The sequence below is a fragment of the Pseudomonas sp. B21-059 genome, assembly GCF_026016285.1.
Classification (GTDB): Bacteria; Pseudomonadota; Gammaproteobacteria; order Pseudomonadales; family Pseudomonadaceae; genus Aquipseudomonas; species Aquipseudomonas danubii.
Genome location: NZ_CP087201.1, coordinates 4,685,001 through 4,708,675, shown reverse-complemented (window position 1 = coordinate 4,708,675; position 23,675 = coordinate 4,685,001). Strand labels below are relative to the sequence as shown.

Here is a 23,675-nt window from a genome sequence, read left to right as displayed (position 1 = left end):
CTGTAGCCGCTGCTGAGCCATGGCGAAGCTGCGCAAAGGTCCGCAGGACCTTGCCTGGCGATTGCTGTCGAGCGCCGCGTCCCTGCGCCGGAGTGTCGCCCAGACCGTTCGCAGCCTGCGGCAGCGGCTACAAAAGCCCGGATCGAGATGGGTGCTGTAGCCGCTGCTGAGCCATGGCGAAGCTGCGCAAAGGTCCGCAGGACCTTGCCTGGCGATTGTCTGTCGAGCGCCGCGTCCCTGCGCCGGAGTACCGCCCAGGCCTTCGCAGCCTGCGGCAGCGGCTACAGGGTCAGGGCCTGGGTGACTTTTTGCAGGTTGCCTTCCAGTTCGCTGAGCGGGTCGGCGCCGTCAGTTTCAAGGACCAGCAACTGGCTGCCACCGGCGCTGATGGCGGCTTTCAGTGCCTCGGACGGCTGGCGGTGGTGCAGGACCAGGGCCACGTCGTTGTCCTTGAGCCGGGCTTGCAGCTTCTGCAGCGCTTCGGGCGTCCATTCGTTGTCGGCGCGGGCGTCGACTCCCACCAGTTCCAGGTTCAGGCCACTGACCAGATAGCCAAAGTGCTCGGAGAGGCTCAGCACGCTGAGGTTGTCGGCCTCGGCCAGGCGCGCTTCGCTGTCGGCGCTGAGTTTGAGCAGGCGTTGTTTGATTCCCGCCAGGTTGCGCTCGATCTGTGGCTTGGCTTCGGGGGCCAGGCGTACCAGGTCGGCCGCGAGCACGTCGGCCATACGTCCCAGGTTGTTGCTGGACAGCCAGGGCTGGGCATTGAGCCCGTCGCTCTGGCCCGGTTGCAGGGCCACCCCGGCCAGGGCGCCATCCACCGGGCGCGCGGCATCGATCTCGACGATACGAATATTGCTGCGCCGGGCATTGGGGTACAGCGGGTCGTCCGGCCAGATCGAGCGCAGGCCGATCACCGCGTCGGCATCCAGCGCCAGCTTGCTCAGGGCCGCAGCGCCGCGCCCGGTGAAATAGGCGGTCTGCCGCGAGCCGGGAAGATTGGCCGGGGCCGCCCGTTCCAGCTTGATGTGTGTGCCTTGCAGCAGCAGCTGGCCGAGGCCGAAGGTCACCGGCAGCGAGGCCAGCACCGTCAGCGGTTTCTGCGAGGCGGCGCTGTGCAGCGCGGTATTGCCCATGCCGTGGCTGGCCACCACGCGCATCGGTTCGAAGTGGTCGCGCTCGGCCAGGGCCGGGCTGCTGATCAGGCCGCCGAGGATCAGGGCCAGGCTCAGTTGAGGCAATGACAAGTGACGCAGTGAGCTGTGCATTTATCCGATATTCCCTTTCAGGCTGGGGACGGTGCCGCGGGCGATGGCGGCCAGGGCGAAGGCCACGCCGGCCACCAGGATGATGGCCGCGCCGGAAGGCACCGGCAGGTCGAAGACGATGGGCAGCAAGATGCCGCACAAGGTGCTGACGGTGGCGATGCTCACCGAGATCCAGAAAAAGCCCTTGAGCGACTGACTGAGCAGGCGGGCCGCTGCGGCCGGAATCACCAGCAGCGCGCCCACCAGGATCGCGCCGATGACCTTCACCGCGGCCACGGTGATCAGGGTCACCAGGATCACGAACAGGTAGTCCAGGGTCTTCACCGCCACTCCGCGCACGGCCGCCAGCTGCGGATTGAAGCTGGCCAGCATGATGCGGTTGTACAGCGGCAGGCTCAGGCCCAGCACCAGGGCGCCGACGATCAACAGCACCAAGAGGTCGTTGCCGTTGACCGTGAGCACCGAGCCGAACAGCACGTTTTCCAGAATGTGCACGTTGATCTTGCCGGCCAGGATCAGCAGCAGGCTGGCGCCCAGGGCCAGAGATACCGAGAGGAACACCCCGATCAGGGTGTCCGGAGCCAGCCCGGTGCGGTTGCGCAGGTAGTTGAGGAGGATGCCGAACAGCAGGCAATAGCCGAACAGGCTGCCGTAGGGGCCGGTGTAGGGTTCGCCCAGCAGGATACCGATGGCCACCCCGGTCAGCGCCGCATGGCCCACGGCTTCGGAGAAGAAGGCGAAGCGCTTGACTACGACAAGTGTGCCCAGGCCGCCCAGGACCGGTCCGATCAGCAGGCCGGCCAGCAACGCATTGACCACAAAGCCATAGGCCAGGGCTTCGGGCAGGTAGCCGGCCGAGGCCCAACCCTGGACCATCAGGCGAAATGCTTCATAGGTCATCAGGCAGCGCTCCCGGCGGCTCGTGGATGGGTGGAGAACAGACTGAGCAGGCGCTCCGGGGTCAGGGTCTGTTGCGCCGGACCGTCGAACAGCACCCGGCGATTGAGGCCGGTGACCCGGTCCGCCAGGCGGCCCACCGCCTCAAGGTCGTGCTCGATCCACAGCAGGGTGATGCCGCTCTGTCGCCAATCGTGGAGCAGGCGTTCGAAGACCTGGATCCCGGCTTCGTCCAGGGCCGACATCGGTTCGTCCAGCACCAGCAGTTGCGGGGCCGGGATCAGGCCCTGGGCCAGCAGTACGCGCTGGCGTTCGCCCCCGGACAGGGCGCCCATGCGCCGTTTGCGCTTGTCTTGCATGCCGACCCGTTCCAGGGCTTCGCCAATCGCCTGGGCGTAATGCCGGCTCAGGCCAAGGAAGGCCGGGCGGCGCTGGCACATGGCAGCCATGAAATCGTCCACGGTCATCGGCAGGCCACGGTCGAACTCCAGGGCCTGGGGCACGTAGCCGATGGTGCCGGGAGCGCCGGGCCATTGCAGGCGCAGTTGGCCCTGGTGCGGCATCTGCCCCAGCAGGGTCTTGATCAGCGAACTCTTGCCGCCGCCGTTGGGCCCCACCAGTGCGTGCACGCTGCCGGGCTGCACCTGGAAGGTCACGCGGTCGAGGATGGTGGTGCGGCCCAGGGTCAGGCTGACCTGGTCGAACTCGATGGCCGGGCCCCGCAGCAGGGTCTCGATGGCGGTCATGCCCCGGCCTCCTGGATGGCCCGGACCACGGTGTCGAGGTTGCCTTTCATTTCCTTCTCGTATTTCTCGGCGCTGTAGTCGCCGTAGGAAATGTGCGACAGCGGGTAGAGCTTGACCCCGGATTCGCGCTGGATGGTCTCGACGTAGGTGGAGGGGAAGTCCATCTCCGAGAAGATCACCTTGACGTCCAGTTCTCGCAGTTGGTCGATGGTCTTCTTCAACTGGCTGGGGCTGGGCTCGATGCCGTGGGCCGGTTCCACCACCGCGGTGACTTGCAGGCCGAACTCGCGCAGCAGGTAGTCGTAGGCCGCGTGTACCGTGGCCACCCGCAGGTCGGCGTTGGGCGCCTGGGTCAGCTTGGCCAGGGCGTCGGCGCGCATCTGCCGCAGGCGCTTGCCGTAGGCCCGGGCGTTCTGGGTGTAGGTCTTGGCGTTGGCCGGGTCCATCTTGCCCAGCTCCCGGGCGATGTTGTTGACCTGGGCGATGGAGGCGCTGATGGACAGGAAGGTGTGCGGGTTGACCACTTTGCCGGCGCCCCGGGCGGCGACGCCGGTGGCGGCCAGCAGCGGCACGTTCTCGTTGGCTTCGATCACCGGGATGTCCGGGCGCTCGCTGGCGGCGATCATGCGGTCGGCGAAGTCATCGTGGCCCACGCCATTGAGCACGATCACGTCCAGGCTGCCGATGCGCTTGATGTCTTCGGCCCGGGGCTCGTAGGCGTGGGGGTTGAAGCCGGCGGGAATCAGCGGCACCACCTCGGCCTTGTCGCCGACAATGTTCGCCACGTAGCTGTAATAAGGGTGCAGGGTGATACCGATGCGCAGGCGCTTGGCCGGGTCGGCGCTGACCAGGGGGCTGAGCACCAGGGCCAGCAGGCTGACCAGCAGCACCCGCAGGAATGGGCGGCGTTGCGATGAAATGGGCATGGCTAGCGTTCTTCTCTCGGGTGAATGCAAAAAGATCAGTGACGATGCTGGCGAGTCACCCCGGCATCGAATTGCGCGACCACCTGTTGCCAGCCAGCGGCAGCCAGCGTCGCGTCGCTGAGATCGACCGGCACGGCGACGGACGGGGCGCGGTTGAGCCAGATGTCCACCTTGGCCTGATCTTCGGTGTCCAGGCGCATCAGGAAGGAGCCGGCCACTTGCGGGTTCTGGCTCAGGCCCAGGTAGGCCTGGTCCTGCAATTGCCAGGCATGGCCGCCGCGACTCACCGAGCTGGCGTCCTGGGCAAAGGGGGCGAAGCCTTCCTCGGCCAGTTGCTCCGGGCTTGGCAGCGTCTGGCTTTCGGCCTGCAGCAGATGGATCTCGTCGAGGGTCACTCGCAGGTCGGCGTAGATGCCTTGTTCGCCGGCGCTCAGATCGCGGCGGGCGTCGAGCTGGTGGCTGGCGACGCTGGCGGTTTCGACTGTTTCGCCGCGCCACAGCACCACGCTGCCGGCGACACACAGAATCAGCAGGCACAGCAACAGGACGTAGAGGGTTTCGTGACCGGCGCCGGCGGGGCGCACGACCTGGGTGGTGGCAGGAGTCATGGGGTCTCGATATCCGCTTGGTCGATCTCGACCACGTGACCGGGGCCGGCATCGAACAGCACGTAGAACTCGCTGGAGGGTTTCTTGAAGGTCAGGGTCGAATCGCTGCCGAGCTTGCCCGGCACGAGGATGGTTTCGTCGTAGCCGATCACGTCCAGGGTCACCCCCGGAGCGCCGCTGCCATCGGAAAAACCGCCGGTGCAGCGGATCTGCTCGGCGTCGATGGCCTTGCACTCGCACATCGGGTTGTGGGCCAGGGCGCTGTGGCTGAAGGCGGCACTCAGCAGCAACAGGGCAGCGGCGCCGAGGCGCCGGGTAGATACTGCGCGAATCATCATTTGCCTCCTTGTTTTTCGAGCCAGGCCACGGTGGCGGGGGACGCCTGGCTCAGGGGAATGGATGCCTGGTGCATGCTGCCGTCCCAGCCTTCCAGGGTGATCCACAGCTCAGCGTCGGCTTTGGTCTTTTGCGGAATCGGCAGGCTGGCCCCCATGCGGTACGGGCTGCCGAAGAAGATCACCCCGGCGGCCCGCAGGCTGCGGGGTTTGCCGATGCGCAGGTAGGTCGCCTTGACCGGTTCGATGCAGGCCTGGCACAGGGCGGCGTTGAAGCTTTTCAGGTAGCCGGCGGGGCCATCGCTGCGGGGCGCTTCGTTGCGCATCTCGGCCAGGCGCAGGCTCCAGGGGCCGACCTGGATTTCACCGATCTCCCGTTCCCCCAGGCCGCTGTCGCCGCGAAACAACGAGGCATCGGCGAGGTACTTGGGCATGAAGCCCAGGGGGATCAGCAACAGCAGGATGTTCAGGTGAAAGCGCCATTTATGCCAAAGCCGGCTCAGCTGCGAAGGCGCGGTTGCGCTGTGGGTCTGGCTCACGGGTGGCTCTCCGAAGTTTCGATGCTCATGGCCGGGGTGGGCGTCGGCACGGGTTTGCTCGCGGGACGCGCCCGGGCGGCCTTCTCCTCACGCTTGAGGGCGTTGGCGGTGGCCAGGGCGGTGCGCTTGGTCCAGATCAACAGCCCGCTGAGGACCATCATGCTCAGCACCAGACCGAAGAAGAACCAGATCAGCTTGACCCAGATCCCGCCAAAATCACCGGTGTGCAGCGGGCGCATGGACTCGGTGACGAACTCCAGGGTGCTGCGGTCCCCCAGCAGGTGAGAGGTGTCCAGGGAGCCGGTGTAGGGGTTGATGTTGGCGGTCTGGTACATCAGCGGGTACCAGCCACGACCGCCTACGTACAGGTGGCTGTAGGCATTGCTTGGCAGGCTGACGAAGCTGATGTCGAAACCGGGGATCTTCTGGGTGGCGATGCCGATGGCCTGGTCCAGGCCGATCATCGGCGCGGGGCTGCCATCGGTGGTGGTCGGCACCTGCTCCCGGGCGATGACCGGAACAATGGGTTGGCTGGAAATGCTGATGTGGTTGTCGGCGAGCACGGCCTCGATCAGGAACCAGATGCCGGTGATCGAGATCACCGTGATAAACCAGATGGACCAGATGCCGCTCAGGCGGTGGAAGTCGCCCCAGAAGATCCGTGCCCCATGGCGCAGGCGCAGGGTCGGCTTGAGAAAGCCCTTCCAGAACTTCTTGTAGACCACCAGCCCGGTGATCAACGAGATCAGCAGCGGCAGGCCGAGGAACGACACCAGGTACCAACCCCAGCTGTAGCCGTTGGTGAAGGGCACCAGCCACCAGCCATGCAGGGCCCGGGTGAAGCCCTGGAAGTCGAACACTGGGCTGGTGCCCTGGATCGCCCCGGTGTAGGGGTTGACGTACAGCGTTGGGGAACGGCCGTCCGGGTAGCTGACGCTGACACTCAGGGCGAAATGGCTTTCGTCCGGGGTCACGATGGTATCGATGCGTGTGCTGGGGTCGGCCTGCTTGATGGCCGCCACGATCTGGTCGTAATTGAGCGGCTGGGCATCATCGCTGGGTTTACTGGCTCGGATATCCGGATTGGCCAGCCATACGATCTCCTGGCTGACCACCGCAAGGGTGCCGGTGACACAGACGATCAGCACGAAGAACCAGATGGGCAGGGCCAGCCAGCTGTGCACCAGAAACCAGATTTTTGAACGGGACTTCTTCGACATGGAGTGGGCGTCTTGATTCGAGGAATGGAGCGGCACTGGAACCCTGGGCCGAGCCCGGCGCAAAGGTGCCGGGCATAGCCTTGGCCAACGCGGCCTGCTGCATCTAATTAAGACGAATGAGAATCGTAAATCCTGAAAGGCGATATGAAAGTAAATGTTACGAAGCCAGGAAAGCCCCGTGAAACGGGGATTCCTGGTCGTTCGATTTGTGCATCAGGGGCGGCTGACCGGTGTAGGAGCTGGCTTGCCAGCGAAGGGGACCGTGAGATCGCCTTCGCCGGCAAGCCGGCTCCTACAAGAGGAGGGCCGTGAGAGGGGCTTCGCCGGCTGGGCGTCAGGGCGGGTCAATGGGGTTGTTGCTGGAACATTTCCTGCGCCCGCCGGCTGATTTCCTCGGTACTCAGGTCTTCCTTGCGGCTGGCCAGGAACCACACATGGCCGAACGGGTCACGCAGGCTGCCGCTGCGGTCGCCGTAAAACTGGTCCTTGACTGCCGACACCTCGGTGCCGCCGACGGCCAATGCCCGGGCGAAGCTGCGATCGACATCTTCCACATACAGATGCAGCCCAACCGACGTCTTGTGGCTGTCCGGGCTTTCCATCGGGGTTTCCTCGCAGGGGCTGCCGAGCATGATGGCCGAGCCGCCGATGCGCAGTTCGGCATGGCCCACGCTGCCGTCGGGCATCTCCAGGCGCATGGTTTCCACCGCGCCGAAGGCCTGCTTGTAGAACTCGATGGCCTCGGCGGCGCGCTTGATGCCCAAGTAGGGAGTGACGCCGTTGAAGCCTTCGGGAATGGGTTTGACGCTCATCTGGGTTTCTCCTTGATGTTGTTGTTGGAAACGGGTCCGTCGCTGGATCGAGCAGCTCTCACTCTATACCCGGGAACCTTCGGTACCGGTGTGGGCTGACGAGGTGTCGTCCAGGCAACAGCGACTCACTGTTGGCCCAACAACAGCCCTCCAGCAATTTGTCTGGCGGCCCGCTGGGCAACCGCCAGGAACGGGCTGTAAGCCCTTGAATTCATGGGGCTGATCTTTCGGCACAGAAGCTGCAATGGCGGGTTGGAACCTTCATTCGCCCGAGAGCGCTGTATGTCTTCATTGCCTGAATCTGCCGTTTATCCCCTGCATACCCCGGCCGCCCATGTGATCCGCGATGGCGCCGAAGCGTTGATCGTGGCCCGGCGCGTGGCTGCCGTCCTGCTGGAGCAGGACGCCGAGCGCGACCGCACTCGTGAGGTGCCGTCGCAGGTGGTCGACCTGTATTCCAACAGTGGCCTGTGGGGCATCAGCGTGCCCCGGGAATATGGCGGCGCACAGGTGTCCTACGCGGTGCTGGCCGAGGTGATCGCCATCATTTCCGCCGCCGATCCGTCCCTGGGGCAGATCCCGCAGAATCACTACTGCCTGCTGGAAGACATCCGCCTGCAAGGCACCCCGGAGCAGCAGGCGCATTTTTTTGCCCTGGCCCTGCAAGGCCACCGTTTTGCCAATGCGCTGTCGGAAACCGGCGGCAAGAACGTTCAGGACATTCAGGCCAGCATCCGGCGCTCAGGTGACGGTTATGTGATCAACGGCCGCAAGGGTTACTGCACCGGTTCGCTGTACGCCCACTGGCTGGCGGTGCTGGCCCTGGACGAGCAGGGCCGCGGGCAACTGGCCTTTGTGCCCCGGGGCAGCGAAGGGCTGGTGGTGATCGATGACTGGGACAGCATCGGCCAGCGCACCACGTCCAGTGGCACGGTGCTGGCGCAAAACCTGCTGGTGCCGGCCTTCAACCTGTTCCCCACCTATCGCTCCTATGAAAGCCCGACCCTGGCCGGGCCCTTCGCCCAGCTGACCACGGCGGCCATCGACGCCGGCATCGCCCGGGCGGCGCTACGGGACACCATCGCCTTTGTTCGTCAGCACGCCCGGCCGTGGATCGACGCCGGGGTGGAAAAGGCCAGTGAAGATCCACTGACCATCATCCAGGTGGGGGCCCTGGAGATCCGCCTGGAGGCCGCCGAAGCCCTGCTGGAACGGGCCGGCCTGGCCCTGGATGCGGCGCGTCCGGCACCTGATGAAGACAGTGTCGCCCGGGCTTCCCTGGCGGTGGCCAAGGCCAAGGTGCTGACCACCGAAATCGCCATCGAGGCCAGCAACAAGCTGTTCGAGTTGGGTGGCACCCGCTCGACCCTCAAGCGCCACAACTTCGACCGCCACTGGCGCAATGCCCGGGTGCACACCCTGCACGACCCGGTGCGCTGGAAGTACCACGTGGTGGGCAACTGGCTGCTCAACGACATCAAGCCACCGCGCCACGACTGGTCCTGACGCCATGGCCGAGTGGTTCAAGAACATCTATTGGGCCGATATCGCCCAGGCCTGTCTCGACACCCTGAGCATGCTTGGTGCAGCCCTGGGCTTTACCGTGCTATTGGGGCTGCCGCTGGGGGTGCTGCTGTTTCTCACCGGCCAGCGCCAGTTGCATGAAGCCCAGGGCATCTATCGAGTGCTGTCGGTGCTGGTCAACGTGCTGCGCTCCTTGCCCTTCATTATCCTGCTGATCGTGCTGATTCCCCTGACCACGCTGCTGGTGGGCACTTCCCTCGGCGTGCCGGGCACCATCCCGCCGCTGGTGGTGGGCTGTACACCGTTCTTTGCCCGGCTGGTGGAAACCGCCCTGAGGGAGGTGGACCGTGGAGTGGTGGAGGCGACCCAGGCCATGGGCGGCAGCACCTGGCAGATCATCCGCCACACGTTGTTGCCCGAAGCCCGAGGCGGCCTGCTGGCAGCGGTCACGGTGACCGCCATCGTGCTAGTGGACTACACCGCCATGGCCGGGGTGATCGGCGCTGGCGGGTTGGGGGACCTGGCCATTCGCTACGGCTACCAGCGTTTCCAGACCGACGTGATGCTGGTCACCGTGGTCCTGCTGCTGGTGCTGGTGCAGGCCCTGCAGATGACCGGCGACCGTCTGGTGGCGCGCTACAGCCGACGTTGAATCAAACCCGTGAATAACAAACACCCAAAACACACGGCCCACGTGCGCCTCACGACGGCTGTCAGTCATCTGCCTTAGGAGCAACTCCATGAAAAAGACCCTGGCCGTATTGGCCGCTGTGCTGTCCTTGAGCGTGCATGCCAACGAGAAGCTGGTGGTGGGCGCCACCCCGGTTCCTCACGCCGAGATCCTCGAATTCGTCAAACCCGAGTTGGCCAAGGAGGGCGTGGACCTGGACATCAAGGTCTTCACCGACTTCATCCAGCCCAACCAGCAACTGGCCCTGAAGAACCTCGACGCCAACTACTACCAGTACCGGCCGTTCCTCGATGACTTCAACAAGACCCGGCACACCGACCTGGTGCCGGTGGTGGGGGTGCACATCGAGCCCTTTGGTGCCTATTCCACCAGGATCAAGCACATTGCCGAGCTCAAGGACGGCGCCACGGTGTCGATTCCCAACGACCCGGTGAACACCGGCCGTGCCCTGGTGCTGCTGCATGAGGCGGGGCTGATCAAGCTCAAGGACCCGAGCAACACCCTGGCCACCCCGCGTGACATCGTCGACAACCCCAAGCACCTGAAAATCCGTGAACTGGAAGGCGCCTTGCTGGCCCGTTCGGTGAGCCAGGTGGACCTGGCGTTCGTCTTCGCCAACTACGCCCTGGAGGCCGGGATCGACACCAACAGCGCCTTGATCGTAGAGAAGGGCAAGGACCTGTACATCGAGTTCCTGGTGGCCCGCCCGGACAACCGCAACGACCCGCGGATTCAGAAACTGGCCAAGGCGCTGAACTCCGACGCTGTGCGCCAATTCATCCTGACCCGCTACAAAGGCCAGATCGCCCCCGGCTTCTGAGCATCGCCCCGTCCCCGGCCGTAGGAGCTGGCTTGCCAGCGAAGGGGCCCGTGAGATCGCCTTCGCCGGCAAGCCGGCTCCTATGAGACAAGCCGGTTACGGGGTGGTGGCGTCGGGCTCCAGCAGGCGGGCGCCCGGGCCGGCGTCTCCCAGGGCATCTCCATGGTTGCGCAGCGGACACCCTTCCATGGACAGGCAGCCGCAACCAATGCACTGGTTCAGCCGCTCGCGCAGCAGGCTCAGTTGGCGGATGCGTTCGTCCAGTTCGCGGCTCCACTGTTCCGACAGGCGCTGCCAGTCCGCGGCAGTGGGCGCGCGGTCGGCGGGCAGGGTCGCCAGGGCCTGGCCAATCTCCGCCAGGGGAATGCCCAGGCGCTGGGCCACTTTGATCAAGGACACGCGACGCAGCACCGAGCGCGGATAGCGCCGTTGGTTGCCGGCGTTGCGGTTGCTCTTGATCAGTCCTTTGCTTTCGTAGAAGTGCAGCGCGGTCACGGCCACGCCGCTGCGAGCCGAGAGCTGGCCCACCGTCAGTTCTTTGTGGAGGGCGTCGGGTTCGATCATTAAAAGGCACCAGGATGAAAAACAGGCTTGACCTTGACTTAACTAGAGGTTTTACCCTGCAGCGCATTCAATCGCAAGATTCTGTCCGACCGCTGTAAGGAGCCGTTCATGACCGCATTTGAGAGAAACCGCAGTTTCACCCAGTTGATCGAGTTCGAGATCGAACCGCACCAGCAGGAGGCTCTGGTGTCGGCCTTGTCCGCGCAGACCGAGCGCCTGGCCCAAGGCTATGGCGGCTTTCTCAGTGCCAGTGTGCAGGCCAGCGACGACGGTCGGCGGGTGCTCAATTACCTGCAATGGCAATCCCGGGAAGCCGGCGAGGCGGCCTTCGAGCGTTTCGAAAGCGGCGAGCAGGATTTCTGGCAGTTGATCCTGACCCATCAGGCCAAGACCGTGACCTTCGGTTCGTTCCAGGTGCTGAGCAGTATTGCCCGCAGCCAGGACAATGCCTTGCACTGCAACCTGCTCTAGATCGACAACTGCAGGGTGCGTTCGCTGTGGGCGTCCACCGGGCGCCGCTTGTTGACCGCCAGTTCGCCGATCTTGATCAGCCGGGTGCGGGTGACGTTGCGGCTCAGGCCCAACAGGTTGGCGGTGTGCACCTGGTTGTAGTGGCTGAAGCGATAGGCCGCGCGCAGCAGGGCGTCCTCGACCTTTTCATGCAAGGCGCCGGCCTGCTCGGCGAAGAGTTTCTGGAAGGCGCGGTCCAGCAGCGCTTCGGCGGAGTCGTCGTGGTTGGGATGGCTGTCATCGGCACGCTCGATGCGCATGTTCGACAGGCGCAGGTCATCGCGCTCGATCACGCCGTTGCGGCAGATCAACAGGGTGTGGTGAATGACGTTTTCCAGTTCGCGGATGTTGCCCGGCCAGCTGTAGCTCTTGAGTTTGTGTTCGGCCTCTTTGCTGATGCTGATGCTGCCGTAGCCCAGGCGCTGGCTGTAGGCCTCGATGAAATGCCGGGTCAGGGGCAGGATGTCGCCGGGGCGTTCGCGCAGCGGGCTCAGTTCCAGGCTGACCACGTCCAGGCGGTAATACAGGTCCTCGCGAAAGTGCCCGGCATTGATGGCCTTTTCCAGCTGGACGTTGGTGGCGGCCAGGACCCGCACGTCGATGGGGATGCTTTTGCGCGAGCCCAGGCGCACCACTTCCCGTTCTTGCAGCACCCGCAGCAGCTTGACCTGGATGGCCATGGGCAAATCGCCGATCTCGTCGAGGAACAGGGTGCCGCCGTCGGCCTCTTCGAACCAGCCGGCCTTGGCGCTAAGGGCGCCGGTGAAAGCGCCTTTTTCATGGCCGAACAGTTCGGCCTCCACCAGGGATTCGGAGAAGGCGCCGCAGTTCACCGCCACGAACGGCCGGTTGCGCCGGGCGCTGAGGTTGTGGATATGGCGTGCTACCAGCTCCTTGCCGGTCCCGGTTTCACCGATGATCAGCACGCTGGCTTCACTGGGTGCCACCTGTTGCAGGTGCGCCAGCAGGGCCTGGGATTTCGGGTCCTCGAACACCTGGGCGGTGGCGCGGATCGAGGTCGCCAGGGCAGGCGAAGGGGGTAGGGTCAGCAGCTGCATCGGCACTCTCCGTGAACAAAAGGGCTAGGAGTAAAAAGTCGGGGTCGGCAGGGACTGGTTCAGTGCCCAGTCACCCAGCTCGTGAAGCTTGTAATCCAGCGGGTCGTGCAGGGTCTGGGTGCGCAGGTTGCGCCAATGGCGGTCCAGGCGCAGGGAGGCGTGGGTCGAGCGTGCGCCGGTGACTTCGAACAGCCGGCTGCACAGGTCCAGGCCCTGGCGGCTGGCGGCGACCTTGGCGGTGGCGATCGCCGTGGCCAGGTGCCCGCGCTCCTCGGCACTGAGGTTCGGGCCTTTGGCCCAGGCCTGGTCCAGCAGCCCGGCGGCCCGTTCCACCAGCAGGCGGATGCCTTCCAGGGCCACCCAGAATTCGCCGTAGTGGCTGAGGATGTAAGGGTCCTGGCGCACATCCTGGGCGCTGGACTTATGCCAGACCCGGGTCTCGCTCAGGGTGTATTGCCGAGCTTCCTCGAAGGCGCCTTCGGCAATGCCGAGGAACATGTGGGTAAAGGTCAGTTGGGCGATCAGCGGGCGCAGGCAGGCGAACGGGGTGCTCAGCGGGCCCGGGTCCAGCAGCAGTTCCGACTCTTCCACCCTGACCCGTTCAAAGGTGGCGCTGCCGCTGTCGGTCTGGCGCTGGCCCATGTTGTTCCAGTCGTTGTGCAGGGTGATGCCGCTGCGACCACTGGGAATGGCGGCGATCAGCAATTTGCCGCCGTTGCTCTCATCCACCGCCGAGGCGATGAGCATTTCCGAATCGCTGGCCCCGGAGCAGAAGCTCTTCTTGCCGGAGAACTCGCGCCAGCCGCCGAGGTTCTTGACCAGGGTGCGGGTGTCCAGTGGATTGAGGGCGTTGCCCCAGAACCAGTTCTTGCGCGCGGTCTGTTCGAACCAGGGTTGCCATTGTTCGGGCTTGGCGAACAGGCGCACGGTGGCCAGCATCAGGTGATGGAAGCCGAAGACGTGGGCGATGGAGCTGTCGACCCGAGCGAACTCGCGGACGATGTTCAGGGTTTCGCTCCAGGGCGCGCCGAGCCCGCCGAACTGGGTGGGGATGCTCAGGGCCAGCAGGCCACTGTGGCGCAGGGCATCACGCTCGGCTTTGGGGGTGCCGCCACGTTCATCGCGTTCGACGGCGGTGAGGGCAAACTCGGCGGCCAGTTGGCGGGCGGTCTGCAAGGGGGACAACAGGGCGCTTTGCGGTTTGGCAGTCACGCGGTGTTCCTCGTTCGTGGCCGTTGCGGCGGCCGGGAAAAGGTGCTGCGAGCTGTAGGCGCTGGCTTGCCAGCGAAGAGGGCCGGAAGATCGCCTTCGCCGGCAAGCCGGCTCCTACAACAGCTTTGGGGATTTCAGCGGCTGTTGGGCAACACGTCATTGGCGATCATTTCGCCGAACGGCCCGGTGAGGTTGGTCACACCGCGGCCGGCCAGGCTGGCATAGGGTTCCGGCAGCAGTGGGAACACCAGTTCGGCGAAGCGATAGGCCTCTTCCAGGTGCGGGTAGCCGGAGAAGATAAAGCTCTCGATCCCCAGGTCGGCGTATTCCTTGATGCGCTCGGCCACTTGTTGCGGGTTGCCCACCAGGGCGGTGCCGGCGCCACCCCGCACCAGGCCGACCCCGGCCCAGAGGTTGGGAGCAATCTGCAGTTGATCGCGGCGACCGCCGTGCAAGGCGGCCATGCGCCGCTGACCTTCGGAGTCGAAGCGCGCGAAGGATTGCTGGGCGGCGGCGATGGTGTCGTCACTGATGTGTTCGATCAGTTTGTCTGCGGCTTTCCAGGCTTCGTCCTCGGTTTCGCGGACGATCACGTGCAGGCGAATGCCGAACTTCACCGTGCGGCCCTTGCGCGCGGCGCGTTCGCGCACGTCGGCCAGCTTTTGGGCCACCGCCGTCGGAGGCTCGCCCCAGGTCAGGTACACGTCCACCTGATCGGCGGCCAATTCGTGGGCGGCCTCGGAGGAGCCGCCGAAGTACAGCGGGGGATAGGGTTTCTGCACTGGTGGATACAGGGCCTTGGCGTTCTGCACATGCAGGTGCTTGCCTTCGAAGTCCACGGCTTCGCCTTGCAGCACCCGGCGCCAGATCTGCAGGAATTCGTCAGTCACTTCGTAGCGTTCGCTGTGGCTGAGGAAGCTGCCGTCGCCACGGTTTTCGTCCGGGTCGCCACCGGTGACCACATTGATCAGCAGGCGGCCGTTGGACAGCCGGTCCAGGGTGGCGGCCATGCGCGCGGAAACAGTGGGGGAGATGATCCCCGGGCGAATCGCCACCAGATAGCGCAGGCGCTCGGTCAGCGGCACCAGGGCCGAGGCGATGACCCAGGAGTCTTCGCAGGAGCGTCCGGTGGGAATCAGCACGCCGTGATAGCCCAGGCTGTCCGCAGCCTGGGCGACTTGCTTGAGGTAGTTGAGGGTGACCGGGCGGGCGCCCTGGGCAGTGCCCAGGAAGTGGCCGTCGCCGTGGGTCGGAAGAAACCAGAACACATCCATGACAGGTCCTTAAGCGATTTTCAGCAGGTTTTTCGGGTGAGCGCCGAACAGCGGCGCGGCCCGTTCGGCGGCCAGCTGGATGCGAGCTTTCAACAGTTCGCTGGTGATCTGGTAATGGCTGAAGTCGGCTTCGGTGGCGTACACGCCAATCGGCAGGGTCAGGGCCTGGAAGAAACTGAACAGCGGACGCAACTGGTGATCCAGCACCAGGGCGTGGCGCTCGCTGCCTCCGGTTGCGGCCAGCAGCACCGGGGTATCGATCAGGGCGTTCAGGTCGATGAGGTCGAACAGGTGCTTGAGCAGGCCGGGGTAGGAGCCGCGATAGACCGGGGCGGCAACGATCAACAGGTCGGCGTTTTCGATGGCCTGGAGCTCGGCCTCGACCTCGGCCGGCAGTTCCTGGCGCGACAGGGCTGCGCCTAGCGGACGGGCAATATCGCCCAGTTCGATGAGGTGGCTGTTGATCGGCAGGTGCCCGGACAGTTCGTCCAGCAGGGCCTGGGTCAGCACCAGGGTGCGGGACGGGCGCCAGGTTCCACCGGAGAGGGCAACGACGTTCAAGGGACGGGACATGATCGGTTCCTTTTTAAACAGTGGCTCTACGAGCAATGGCAGGTGTCCTGGATCGGGAGCAAGAGCTGTACCAACCCGTTAAAGCCTTGTATTACGGGGCTTTCCGGCGATCCGGTGCGTATTGGCTGCTGTTGCGCAGGCACTGTTTTGTTGATCGACTGTTGCCGGACGAACAGTTGCCAGGGCAACAGTTGGGCAACGCAATGCAGCTGTTATAAAGGCTTGCTGTTATTCCTCAAAAGAGCTTGTTTCCATATTTATAGGTCTTTATGGAATATAAGGAGCGACTGCCAAGGCCTTGGAACGGTCAATAGCGACTATCGAGCGGGATGATTTTTGCCAGTGCCGGTGCGCGAGTAGCCTTTGTTCATTGTTCGCAACCCGCTCCAGGTGCTCGCCATGAAGGCTTCCTCCGTTGTTCTGTCGATGTTGGTTTTTAGTGTGCTGGCCGGCTGTGCCAGCCCGGGCACTCCTGAGCTGCGTCCCTACACGGCCGAGGAAACCCGCGAACTGGCGCTGGAAGCCTTGAATCGCCGCGGCTTGTCGTTCGATGAGTACCAGCAGAAAAAGGCCGAGTTGCTTGGCCGTCCTGCGGCGTTCGATAGCCAGGGCGAGATGAGCGCCCAGCGCAATATCAGTCGACACCATCCGGCCAGTTGAAGAGAACTGTACGGGTCGAAGTTTTGCGTAACTGTCCGTGGGTTTCAGGCAGGCCCTGAGTTAGGGTCGAGGCCTGATCGCCCTTGCCCAGGACCTTGCATTCATGACCCTTTCCGTTGACCTGCTGTTGGCGTTCGCCCTGTTTGCCCTGGTCACTTCCATCACGCCCGGCCCTAACAACACCATGTTGCTGGCCTCGGGGGTGAACTTCGGCTTCAACCGTTCCATTCCTCATATCCTGGGCATCAGCTGCGGTTTTTTCGTTCTGGTGCTGGCGGTTGGCCTGGGTCTGGGGGCGGTGTTCGAGGCTTATCCGTTGCTGTACAGCGTGCTGCGATATGTCGGAGCGGCGTACCTGCTGTACCTGGCATGGAAGATCGCCCGTTCCGGGCCCATGTCCGAAGAGCAGCAGGGCCAGGGGCAACCTTTGGGGTATTGGGGCGCTGCCGCGTTTCAGTGGGTCAATCCCAAGGCCTGGGTGATGGCGGTGGGGGCCATCAGCACTTACACCCCGTTGCAGGGTTATTTCACCAATGTGCTGGTGATCGCGGCGGTGTTCGCTTTGATCAACGCCCCTACGGTCAGCCTCTGGGCCGCGTGCGGCAGCCTGTTGCGCAATGTGCTGCGCAACCCTCGCTGGCTGCGCCTGTTCAATCTGGGAATGGCCGGATTGCTGGTGATTTCCCTGGCGCCCTTGTTGCTGGAGAACATCAGTTAAGCGGCGCTTCAACGCGTTGCCCCGAGCCTGTTAAGCTGCGTCCCAGGAGCGTTCCTACGCACTTTTAAACGAAGGTGTTCTTCTTTAACTGCATCCGATCGCGTATTGCTCAGTGCCCGCTGTTGACGCGCCGTTCTTGTACGGCGCGCTTGTGCATCATCTTCTCTGAGCCAATGCCGATCCTGGAACAAGCTCTGCGGGTCTTCAGTCATGAACAAACGTCCTCTTTATTTCGACTACGCCGCCACCACGCCGGTGGATGAGCGGGTCATCCAGGTCATGCTGGAATGTCTGGGTTTCAACGCCAATTTCGGCAACCCGGCGTCCAGTTCCCATGCTTTTGGCCAGGAGGCGCGGCGCAGTGTCGAGCGCGCCCGGCAGCAAGTCGCACAGTGCGTGGGCGCGCAGCCTGAACAGATCGTCTGGACTTCCGGCGCCACCGAATCCAACAACCTGGCGCTCAAGGGCGTGATGCAGGCTCGGGGCCTGAGCGGTGGGCACATCATCACCAGCCAGATCGAACACAAGGCGGTGCTCGACACCGCCCGCCAGTTGCAGGAAGCCGGCGTGGCGGTGACCTATCTGGTGCCGGACGCCGACGGGTTGATCACCGCCCAGGCGGTCAGTGAAGCCTTGCGCGACGACACTTTTCTGGTGTCGTTGATGCTGGTCAACAACGAACTGGGCACCCTCAACGACATCCCGGCGATTGGCCAGGTGGTGCGCGAGCGAGGTGCGCTGCTGCATGTGGATGCGGCCCAGGGGGCCGGCAAGGTGGCGATTGATCTTGGGCACTGGCCGGTGGACCTGATGTCGTTCTCCGCGCACAAGGTGTATGGCCCCAAGGGCATCGGCGCGCTGTATGTCGGGCCGGGGGCGCAGCAGCGGCTGCTGGCGCAGATTCATGGTGGCGGTCATGAAGGCGGATTGCGTTCCGGGACCCTGGCCACCCATCAGATCGCCGCCATGGGCGCGGCCTTTGCCCTGGCGGGTGAGTTGTTCGAGGAAGAAACCGCGGCCATCGTCCGCTTGCGCCAGCGACTGCTGGAGCAACTGGCGGGCATTGCCGGCCTGCGCTTGAATGGCAGTGTCAGCCAGCGCATTCCCCATACCTTGAGCCTGACTTTCAGCGAGGGGGGCTTCGACTCGGCAGCACTGAGTGCGTCCCTGGCGTTTTCCGCGACCTCGGCCTGCAATTCGGCGAGCAATGCGCCTTCCCATGTGCTGCTGGCCCTGGGGCACGATGCATTGCAGGCCAGTCGCACCATTCGCTTGAGCCTCGGGCGTTTTACCACCGAGGAGGATGTGGATCGCGCCGCACAATTGATCAAGGCGTCATGCGCCACTGCTCCGGCGTTCTGGGCCGGAGCCCAGTCTTGAGGGTCGAGTGATCTCGATCTTCCATAACAATGAATAAGCCGGTTAAGGAGACACAATGAGTACCCAGCCTTCGACCCAGGGAGTGGTCCCCCAGCGCTTGGCGCACGTCCGTCAGTTGATGAGCCGCGAAGGCATTCATGCCTTGTTGGTGCCGTCGGCCGACCCGCATCTCTCGGAATACCTGCCGGGTTACTGGCAGGGGCGCCAGTGGCTGTCGGGCTTCCATGGCTCGGTGGGCACGCTGATCGTGACCGCGGATTTTGCCGGAGTCTGGGCTGACAGCCGTTACTGGGAACAGGCCAGCAAGGAGCTCAAGGGCAGTGGTATCGAACTGGTGAAGTTGCAGCCGGGCCAGCCTGGCCCCCTGGACTGGCTGGCGGAGCAGACTCCGCAAGGCGCGGTGGTGGCGGTGGATGGCGCGGTGATGGCCGTGGCCTCGGCCCGCACCCTGAGTGCCAAGTTGCAGGAGCGCGGAGCCCGTCTGCGGACCGACATCGATCTGCTCCAGGAAGTGTGGAGTGATCGTCCCGCGTTGCCGGATCAGCCGGTCTATCAACACTTGCCGCCACAGGCGACGCAGAGCCGGGTGGAGAAGCTCGGCAAGCTGCGGGAAACCCTCAAGGAGCGTGGCGCGGATTGGCATTTCATCGCCACCCTCGACGATATCGCCTGGCTGTTCAACCTGCGGGGGGCGGACGTTTCGTTCAACCCGGTGTTTGTGTCCTTCGCCTTGATCAGCCAGCAGCAGGCCACTTTGTTCGTGGCCTTGAGCAAGGTCGATGACCCGCTGCGTGGGGTGCTGGAGGCGGATGGCGTGAGCCTGCGGGACTATTCGGAAGTGGCGGCGGCGCTGCGCGCAGTGCCTGAAGACGCGACCTTGCAGATTGATCCGGCACGGGTCACCAGCGGCCTGCTGGATAATCTGCTTCCCGGGGTGAAGCTGCTGGAAGGGCTCAATCCCACTACCTTGGCCAAGTCGCGCAAGAGCCTGGCGGACGCCGAGCACATTCGTCAGGCTATGGAGCAGGACGGCGCGGCCCTCTGTGAATTCTTCGCCTGGTTGGAGAGTGCCCTGGGGCGTGAACGAGTCACCGAGCTGACCATTGATGAACACCTGACCGCCGCCCGTGAGCGGCGTCCGGGTTATGTCTCCCTGAGCTTCAATACCATTGCCGCATTCAATGCCAATGGGGCGATGCCTCATTACCACGCCACACCTGAAGAACACGCGGTGATCGAGGGCGATGGCCTGTTGCTGATCGACTCCGGCGGCCAGTACCTGGGCGGCACCACCGATATCACCCGCATGGTGCCGATCGGTAAACCGAGTGCCGAGCAGAAGCGCGATTGCACCCGAGTGCTCAAGGGCGTTATCGCCTTGTCCCGGGCGCAGTTCCCTCGGGGCATTCTTTCGCCGCTGCTGGATGCCATCGCCCGTGCGCCGATCTGGGCCGAAGGCGTGGATTACGGACATGGCACCGGGCATGGTGTCGGCTACTTCCTGAACGTGCATGAGGGGCCGCAGGTGATTGCCTATCAGGCCGCACCGGCGCCGCAAACCGCGATGCAGCCGGGGATGATTACCTCCATCGAACCGGGGACCTATCGTCCCGGGCGTTGGGGGGTGCGGATCGAGAATCTGGTGTTGAACCGTGAGGCAGGTACGACCGAGTTTGGTGAGTTCCTGAAGTTTGAAACCCTGACGTTGTGCCCGATCGACAGCCGTTGCCTGGAACCGTCGTTGCTGACTCAGGATGAGCGCGAGTGGCTCAACGCTTATCACGGTGATGTTCGCAGGCGTCTCAGTCCGCTGTTGGAAGGGGCGGCGCTGGAGTGGTTGCAGGCGCGCACTGCAGCGATCTGATGCAAGGCCTCACCCGCGCAACGCGGGTGAGGTGGCTGCGGCGACTCAAGCGTCGCCGCAGATGCCGGTGGTCACTTGCTCAAGGCTTCCCGGACGAAGTCGAGCCGATCCTGACCGAAAAACAATTCCTCACCCACGAACATGCTGGGAGCACCGAATACTCCCCGCTGCAACGCCTGTTCGGTGTTGTTCCTGAGAGCGGTCTTGACGTCCTCGGCATTGCTCAGGTCGAGGATCTGCTGTGGGTCGAAACCGCCTTGTTCCAGGACCTGGGCGACGCTGGCGGCGTCGTTGAGGTTGCGTTTGTCGACCCAGAGTGCGCGGAACAGGCAGTCGATGAAATCGATGAAGCGTTCCGGTAAATGCATCTGCACTCCGGTCGTGGCGCGCATCAGCAGCAGGGTGTTGATGGGGAAGTGCGGGTTGAAATTGAGCTCCACCTGGTAGCGCTGGGCGAAGCGCGCCAAGTCCTGCAGCATGTAGCGGCCTTTGGCGGGGACGCTGATGGGGGACGCGTTGCCGGTGGTCTTGAAGACGCCGCCCAGCAGCATGGGTTGGTAGACCAGTTGACTGCCGGTCTGGGCACAGATCTTCGGCAGTTGGGTGTAGGCCAGGTATGAAGTCGGGCTGCCCAGGTCGAAGAAGAACTCCACCTTTTTATTCATGATGCAGATTCCCTGATTGTTGTTATGGAAGGGGATTACCAGCGTTCGTTCCAGGGACGCAGGTCCAGTTCGAAGGTCCAGGCATCACGGGGCTGGCTGTGCAGGTACCAGTAGTTTTCGGCGATATGCTCGGGGTTGAGGATGCCGTCCTGATCCTTGAGGGCATATTTCTCGGGAAAGCTGGTGCGGATGAAGTCGGTGTCGATGGCGCCGTCGACGATGATGTGGCCGACGTGGATGTTCAAGGGCCCCAGCTCCCGGGCCATGCTCTGGGCCAGGGCGCGGATACCGTGCTTGGCGCCGGCAAAGGCGGCAAAGCCCGCGGCGCCGCGGACCCCGGCGGTGGCGCCGGTGAACAGGATGGTGCCGCGCTTGCGGGTAACCATGCGCTTGGCCACCTCGCGGGCATTGAGGAAGCCCGAAAAACAGGCCATCTCCCAGATCTTGAAGTATTTGCGTGCGGTTTCCTCAAGGATGCTGCAAGGCACGTTGGCGCCGATGTTGAAGACGAAGGCTTCGATCGGACCGATCTGGGTTTCGATCTGTTCGATCAGTGCCACCACGTCTTCTTCTTTGCGCGCATCGCAGGCAAAACCATGGGCTTGGCTACCGGTTTGCTGGATGGCCTCCACCAGCGGCTGCAGTTTGTCCGCGCTGCGTCGGGTCACGCAGGCAGTAAAGCCTTCTGCGGCGAAACGCTTGGCAATGGCACCACCGGTGGCATCACCGGCACCGACCACCAGTACGACTTTGTTCTTGTTCGAGGCTGTAGTCATGGGAGGCTCGCTATTGGGTAAACGATCGTTAACTAAACGAACGTTATGCTATGATTTTTCTGTCGTCAAGCGAGCAGGGGAGTCCATCAGGAATGCGTTATTCAGTCGGCCATAAGCAGGAAACCCGTGAACGCCTGCTGCAGAGCAGTGCCACCCAGGCCAAGAACAACGGTTTTTCTACTGTCGGTGTGGATGCGTTGATGAAGGCCATCGGCCTCAGTGGCGGGGCTTTTTATACGCACTTCACGTCCAAGGACGAGTTGTTCGGTTCCATTGTCGAGCGCGAGTTGAGCCAGAGCCTGGAGCGCCTGGGCGGGGAGGGGCGGCAGAATCAGGCAAAGCTGCGGCGCTGTCTGAAGCAGTATTTGAGTGTGGCGCATCTGCAGCAGCCGGGAGCGGGCTGTGCGTTGCCAGCGTTGGGTGCGGAGATTGCTCGGGGCAGTGTCGAAGTCCGACAGGAGGCGCAAGACTGGATCTGCCGTTTGCATCAGGCTTGGGCGCAGACTTTAGGTAGCGAAAGCCTGGCCTGGTCGATTCTGTCGCAGTGTGTCGGCGCGTTGGTGGTGGCGCGAATGCTGGTGAGCCCGAGTATCCAGCAGCAGGTGCTGGCGTCGAGCCATGAACAGATCATTGGGCAGCTGGAAGGGCTGCCCGAAGATTGAACGGTGCCACTATTTGCAGATGATGATCATGCTGCGGCTGGTGTAACCGGCTGGGTTCAGGCCGAAGGGGTAATCCCCCGGGTCCTCCACGGCATCACCAGATTTGGCGATCACCTTGTAGCCTTTGGGGCCGCAGGACTGGGTGGCCTTGGTGTAGCACTTGTCCCAGGAAGAAGACAAACCCGAGCAGTTGATGTGGAGTCCTTTCTTACCCCGTTTGACTTCAGTTTTCGCGGTCGCAGCGCAGCCTGCAATGGCAAGTACGGCCAACATTATCAAAAATCGTTTCATCCCCGTCCTTATCGCTAGCCCCGGATCTAACGCCCGAGTGTGACTGCATTAGCTATGGTCTTTTGCGTTTGCGATATCCCTGTCTGACAACTCCATGGCTGACGTTGAGTAGCCGACTAAACATGGCCTAATTGAACGGCAATTACCAGAGTTGAATCTCAATCAACCGCAACTAATGGTTTGGACTCGCGGCGCATGGTCAGGGTTGCCCCTACGGAAGCAAGGATGATGCAGGCGATGGCCATCCATTGCGCGAGGGAAAGGTATTCGTGCAGGAACAGCAGGCCGGAAAGTGCACCGAAAGCGGGTTCGATACTCATCAGGGTGCCAAAGGTGCGCGCGGGCATGCGAGTCAGGGCGACCATCTCCAGACTATAGGGAAGCGCGGTAGACAAGATGGCCACGCCCAGGGCTACGGGGATCAAGGAAGGTGTGAGTAGTGCGGCGCCGGCGTGGACGATGCCAATAGGGGCGACGAAGAGTGCCGCGATCATGACTCCCAGGGCTGCGGTCTGGATACCGTTTTCGGCCCCGGCCTTTTGCCCGAACAGGATGTACAGTGCCCAGCAGACTCCAGCCCCGAGTGCGTAGCCTGCGCCCACTAGGTCGATGGCGGTTTCGGTAGCTCCAGTGGGAATCAGCAGTAGCAGTCCGACGATGGCCAGGGCGATCCACAGGAAGTCGATAGCCTTGCGTGAGGCGTAGATGGCCACCGCCAATGGGCCGGTGAACTCCAGAGCGACAGCGATTCCCAGGGGCACGCTTCTCAGGGACATATAGAAGAGGAAGTTCATCCCGCCCAGGGCCATGCCGTAGACAATCACGGTGCGCAGGGTATTGGCGGTGAACTTGGCGCGCCAGGGCCTTAATAGAAGCAGCATGATGATGCTGGCGAAGATCAGGCGCAGGGTGGTCGTGCCTTGGGCGCCAACGACGGGGAACATGCTCTTGGCCAGGGAGGCGCCTGATTGAATCGAGGCCATGGCAATGAGCAGTAACCCCACCGGAAACAAGGTCGAGGCAAGGCTGCGCGGTTGGTCGTTCATGCGGAGAGTCATCCAGAGTCTGAGGGGAGGAGCACGTGG

At 63.5% G+C, this 23,675-nt stretch carries 27 protein-coding genes; 9 read left to right on the top strand and 18 right to left on the bottom strand.

What is annotated here, in order from left to right:
• Nucleotides 1-281 precede the first annotated feature (281 nt).
• The 9 genes from LOY69_RS20615 to LOY69_RS20575 all read right to left on the bottom strand — a co-directional run bounded on the left by LOY69_RS20615 (nucleotide 282) and on the right by LOY69_RS20575 (nucleotide 7,348).
• The gene (locus LOY69_RS20615) at nucleotides 282-1,265 is read right to left on the bottom strand and encodes a metal ABC transporter solute-binding protein, Zn/Mn family (protein ID WP_265073532.1); all 984 of its coding nucleotides are present in this window, start codon (nucleotides 1,263-1,265) and stop codon (nucleotides 282-284) included.
• Nucleotides 1,266-2,165 (bottom strand): metal ABC transporter permease, encoded by a 900-nt coding sequence (locus LOY69_RS20610; RefSeq protein WP_011062450.1) that lies wholly within the window; start codon nucleotides 2,163-2,165, stop codon nucleotides 1,266-1,268. It abuts the gene before it with no gap.
• Nucleotides 2,165-2,908 carry a metal ABC transporter ATP-binding protein gene (locus LOY69_RS20605; RefSeq protein ID WP_110653160.1) on the bottom strand — a complete coding sequence of 248 codons (744 nt, stop codon included), beginning with the start codon at nucleotides 2,906-2,908 and terminating at the stop codon, nucleotides 2,165-2,167. The genes LOY69_RS20610 and LOY69_RS20605 overlap by 1 nt, the downstream gene beginning before the upstream one ends.
• Nucleotides 2,905-3,834, bottom strand: a complete 930-nt coding sequence (locus tag LOY69_RS20600; protein ID WP_115580603.1) for a metal ABC transporter substrate-binding protein — start codon at nucleotides 3,832-3,834, stop codon at nucleotides 2,905-2,907. Before LOY69_RS20600 ends, LOY69_RS20605 begins: the two co-directional genes overlap by 4 nt.
• A gap of 35 nt (nucleotides 3,835-3,869) precedes the next feature.
• A complete protein-coding gene (locus tag LOY69_RS20595; protein WP_102880386.1) occupies nucleotides 3,870-4,442 on the bottom strand; it encodes a DUF6162 family protein in 573 nt (190 codons plus the stop codon).
• On the bottom strand, nucleotides 4,439-4,777 hold the full coding sequence (locus tag LOY69_RS20590) for a hypothetical protein (RefSeq protein ID WP_102880385.1): 339 nt from the start codon (nucleotides 4,775-4,777) through the stop codon (nucleotides 4,439-4,441). The genes LOY69_RS20595 and LOY69_RS20590 overlap by 4 nt, the downstream gene beginning before the upstream one ends.
• The gene (locus tag LOY69_RS20585) at nucleotides 4,777-5,316 is read right to left on the bottom strand and encodes a thiamine pyrophosphate-binding protein (RefSeq protein WP_102880384.1); all 540 of its coding nucleotides are present in this window, start codon (nucleotides 5,314-5,316) and stop codon (nucleotides 4,777-4,779) included. The genes LOY69_RS20590 and LOY69_RS20585 overlap by 1 nt, the downstream gene beginning before the upstream one ends.
• Nucleotides 5,313-6,536 (bottom strand): PepSY-associated TM helix domain-containing protein, encoded by a 1,224-nt coding sequence (locus LOY69_RS20580; RefSeq protein ID WP_110597222.1) that lies wholly within the window; start codon nucleotides 6,534-6,536, stop codon nucleotides 5,313-5,315. Before LOY69_RS20580 ends, LOY69_RS20585 begins: the two co-directional genes overlap by 4 nt.
• A gap of 344 nt (nucleotides 6,537-6,880) precedes the next feature.
• On the bottom strand, nucleotides 6,881-7,348 hold the full coding sequence (locus LOY69_RS20575) for a VOC family protein (protein WP_110597223.1): 468 nt from the start codon (nucleotides 7,346-7,348) through the stop codon (nucleotides 6,881-6,883).
• Between the two features lie 282 nt (nucleotides 7,349-7,630).
• Between LOY69_RS20575 and LOY69_RS20570 the strand changes: the two genes are divergently transcribed.
• From LOY69_RS20570 to LOY69_RS20560, 3 genes are all read left to right on the top strand, one after another.
• Nucleotides 7,631-8,854 (top strand): SfnB family sulfur acquisition oxidoreductase, encoded by a 1,224-nt coding sequence (locus LOY69_RS20570; protein WP_265073531.1) that lies wholly within the window; start codon nucleotides 7,631-7,633, stop codon nucleotides 8,852-8,854.
• A gap of 4 nt (nucleotides 8,855-8,858) precedes the next feature.
• Nucleotides 8,859-9,524 carry a methionine ABC transporter permease gene (locus LOY69_RS20565; protein WP_110597225.1) on the top strand — a complete coding sequence of 222 codons (666 nt, stop codon included), beginning with the start codon at nucleotides 8,859-8,861 and terminating at the stop codon, nucleotides 9,522-9,524.
• An 88-nt stretch (nucleotides 9,525-9,612) separates the two neighbouring features.
• The gene (locus LOY69_RS20560; RefSeq protein WP_265073530.1) at nucleotides 9,613-10,383 is read left to right on the top strand and encodes a MetQ/NlpA family ABC transporter substrate-binding protein; all 771 of its coding nucleotides are present in this window, start codon (nucleotides 9,613-9,615) and stop codon (nucleotides 10,381-10,383) included.
• A gap of 96 nt (nucleotides 10,384-10,479) precedes the next feature.
• Here LOY69_RS20560 and soxR read toward each other — a convergent pair whose 3' ends face one another.
• On the bottom strand, nucleotides 10,480-10,947 hold the full coding sequence (gene soxR / locus LOY69_RS20555) for a redox-sensitive transcriptional activator SoxR (protein WP_102880377.1): 468 nt from the start codon (nucleotides 10,945-10,947) through the stop codon (nucleotides 10,480-10,482).
• 108 nt (nucleotides 10,948-11,055) lie between these two features.
• Between soxR and LOY69_RS20550 the strand changes: the two genes are divergently transcribed.
• Nucleotides 11,056-11,418: an antibiotic biosynthesis monooxygenase gene (locus tag LOY69_RS20550; RefSeq protein ID WP_265073529.1), complete on the top strand. Its 363-nt coding sequence runs from the start codon at nucleotides 11,056-11,058 to the stop codon at nucleotides 11,416-11,418.
• On the opposite strand, the gene LOY69_RS20545 is transcribed toward LOY69_RS20550, so the two are convergent.
• The 4 genes from LOY69_RS20545 to msuE form a co-directional block, all read right to left on the bottom strand.
• Entirely contained in the window at nucleotides 11,415-12,515 is a 1,101-nt protein-coding gene (locus LOY69_RS20545; RefSeq protein WP_265073528.1) for a sigma-54 interaction domain-containing protein, read from the bottom strand. The two genes, LOY69_RS20550 and LOY69_RS20545, sit on opposite strands and share 4 nt — an antisense overlap.
• Before the next feature lie 24 nt (nucleotides 12,516-12,539).
• Nucleotides 12,540-13,727, bottom strand: a complete 1,188-nt coding sequence (locus LOY69_RS20540) for an acyl-CoA dehydrogenase family protein (RefSeq protein ID WP_110597227.1) — start codon at nucleotides 13,725-13,727, stop codon at nucleotides 12,540-12,542.
• A gap of 134 nt (nucleotides 13,728-13,861) precedes the next feature.
• The gene (gene ssuD / locus LOY69_RS20535) at nucleotides 13,862-15,001 is read right to left on the bottom strand and encodes an FMNH2-dependent alkanesulfonate monooxygenase (RefSeq protein ID WP_265073527.1); all 1,140 of its coding nucleotides are present in this window, start codon (nucleotides 14,999-15,001) and stop codon (nucleotides 13,862-13,864) included.
• A gap of 9 nt (nucleotides 15,002-15,010) precedes the next feature.
• Complete coding sequence (gene msuE / locus LOY69_RS20530; protein ID WP_102860977.1) at nucleotides 15,011-15,574, bottom strand: FMN reductase; 564 nt, start codon at nucleotides 15,572-15,574, stop codon at nucleotides 15,011-15,013.
• 399 nt (nucleotides 15,575-15,973) lie between these two features.
• On the opposite strand from msuE, the gene LOY69_RS20525 reads away from it, so the two are divergent.
• The 4 genes from LOY69_RS20525 (at nucleotide 15,974) to LOY69_RS20510 (ending at nucleotide 20,196) form a co-directional block, all read left to right on the top strand.
• Entirely contained in the window at nucleotides 15,974-16,234 is a 261-nt protein-coding gene (locus LOY69_RS20525; RefSeq protein ID WP_265073526.1) for a hypothetical protein, read from the top strand.
• 103 nt (nucleotides 16,235-16,337) lie between these two features.
• Nucleotides 16,338-16,952, top strand: a complete 615-nt coding sequence (locus LOY69_RS20520; RefSeq protein ID WP_102860979.1) for a LysE family translocator — start codon at nucleotides 16,338-16,340, stop codon at nucleotides 16,950-16,952.
• A 210-nt stretch (nucleotides 16,953-17,162) separates the two neighbouring features.
• The gene (locus LOY69_RS20515) at nucleotides 17,163-18,332 is read left to right on the top strand and encodes a cysteine desulfurase family protein (RefSeq protein ID WP_265073525.1); all 1,170 of its coding nucleotides are present in this window, start codon (nucleotides 17,163-17,165) and stop codon (nucleotides 18,330-18,332) included.
• Nucleotides 18,333-18,387: 55 nt separating this feature from the next.
• The gene (locus LOY69_RS20510) at nucleotides 18,388-20,196 is read left to right on the top strand and encodes an aminopeptidase P family protein (RefSeq protein WP_110653168.1); all 1,809 of its coding nucleotides are present in this window, start codon (nucleotides 18,388-18,390) and stop codon (nucleotides 20,194-20,196) included.
• Nucleotides 20,197-20,267: 71 nt separating this feature from the next.
• On the opposite strand, the gene LOY69_RS20505 is transcribed toward LOY69_RS20510, so the two are convergent.
• On the bottom strand, nucleotides 20,268-20,861 hold the full coding sequence (locus LOY69_RS20505; RefSeq protein WP_102860982.1) for a 2-hydroxychromene-2-carboxylate isomerase: 594 nt from the start codon (nucleotides 20,859-20,861) through the stop codon (nucleotides 20,268-20,270).
• Between the two features lie 35 nt (nucleotides 20,862-20,896).
• Complete coding sequence (locus LOY69_RS20500) at nucleotides 20,897-21,637, bottom strand: SDR family oxidoreductase (protein ID WP_102860983.1); 741 nt, start codon at nucleotides 21,635-21,637, stop codon at nucleotides 20,897-20,899.
• 92 nt (nucleotides 21,638-21,729) lie between these two features.
• On the opposite strand from LOY69_RS20500, the gene LOY69_RS20495 reads away from it, so the two are divergent.
• On the top strand, nucleotides 21,730-22,299 hold the full coding sequence (locus tag LOY69_RS20495; protein ID WP_102880367.1) for a TetR/AcrR family transcriptional regulator: 570 nt from the start codon (nucleotides 21,730-21,732) through the stop codon (nucleotides 22,297-22,299).
• A gap of 9 nt (nucleotides 22,300-22,308) precedes the next feature.
• Here the strand turns inward: LOY69_RS20495 and LOY69_RS20490 are convergent, their stop codons facing one another.
• Entirely contained in the window at nucleotides 22,309-22,590 is a 282-nt protein-coding gene (locus LOY69_RS20490; protein WP_102880366.1) for a hypothetical protein, read from the bottom strand.
• Nucleotides 22,591-22,748: 158 nt separating this feature from the next.
• On the bottom strand, nucleotides 22,749-23,636 hold the full coding sequence (rhtA, locus tag LOY69_RS20485) for a threonine/homoserine exporter RhtA (protein WP_102860986.1): 888 nt from the start codon (nucleotides 23,634-23,636) through the stop codon (nucleotides 22,749-22,751).
• Between the last annotated feature and the right edge of the window lie 39 nt (nucleotides 23,637-23,675).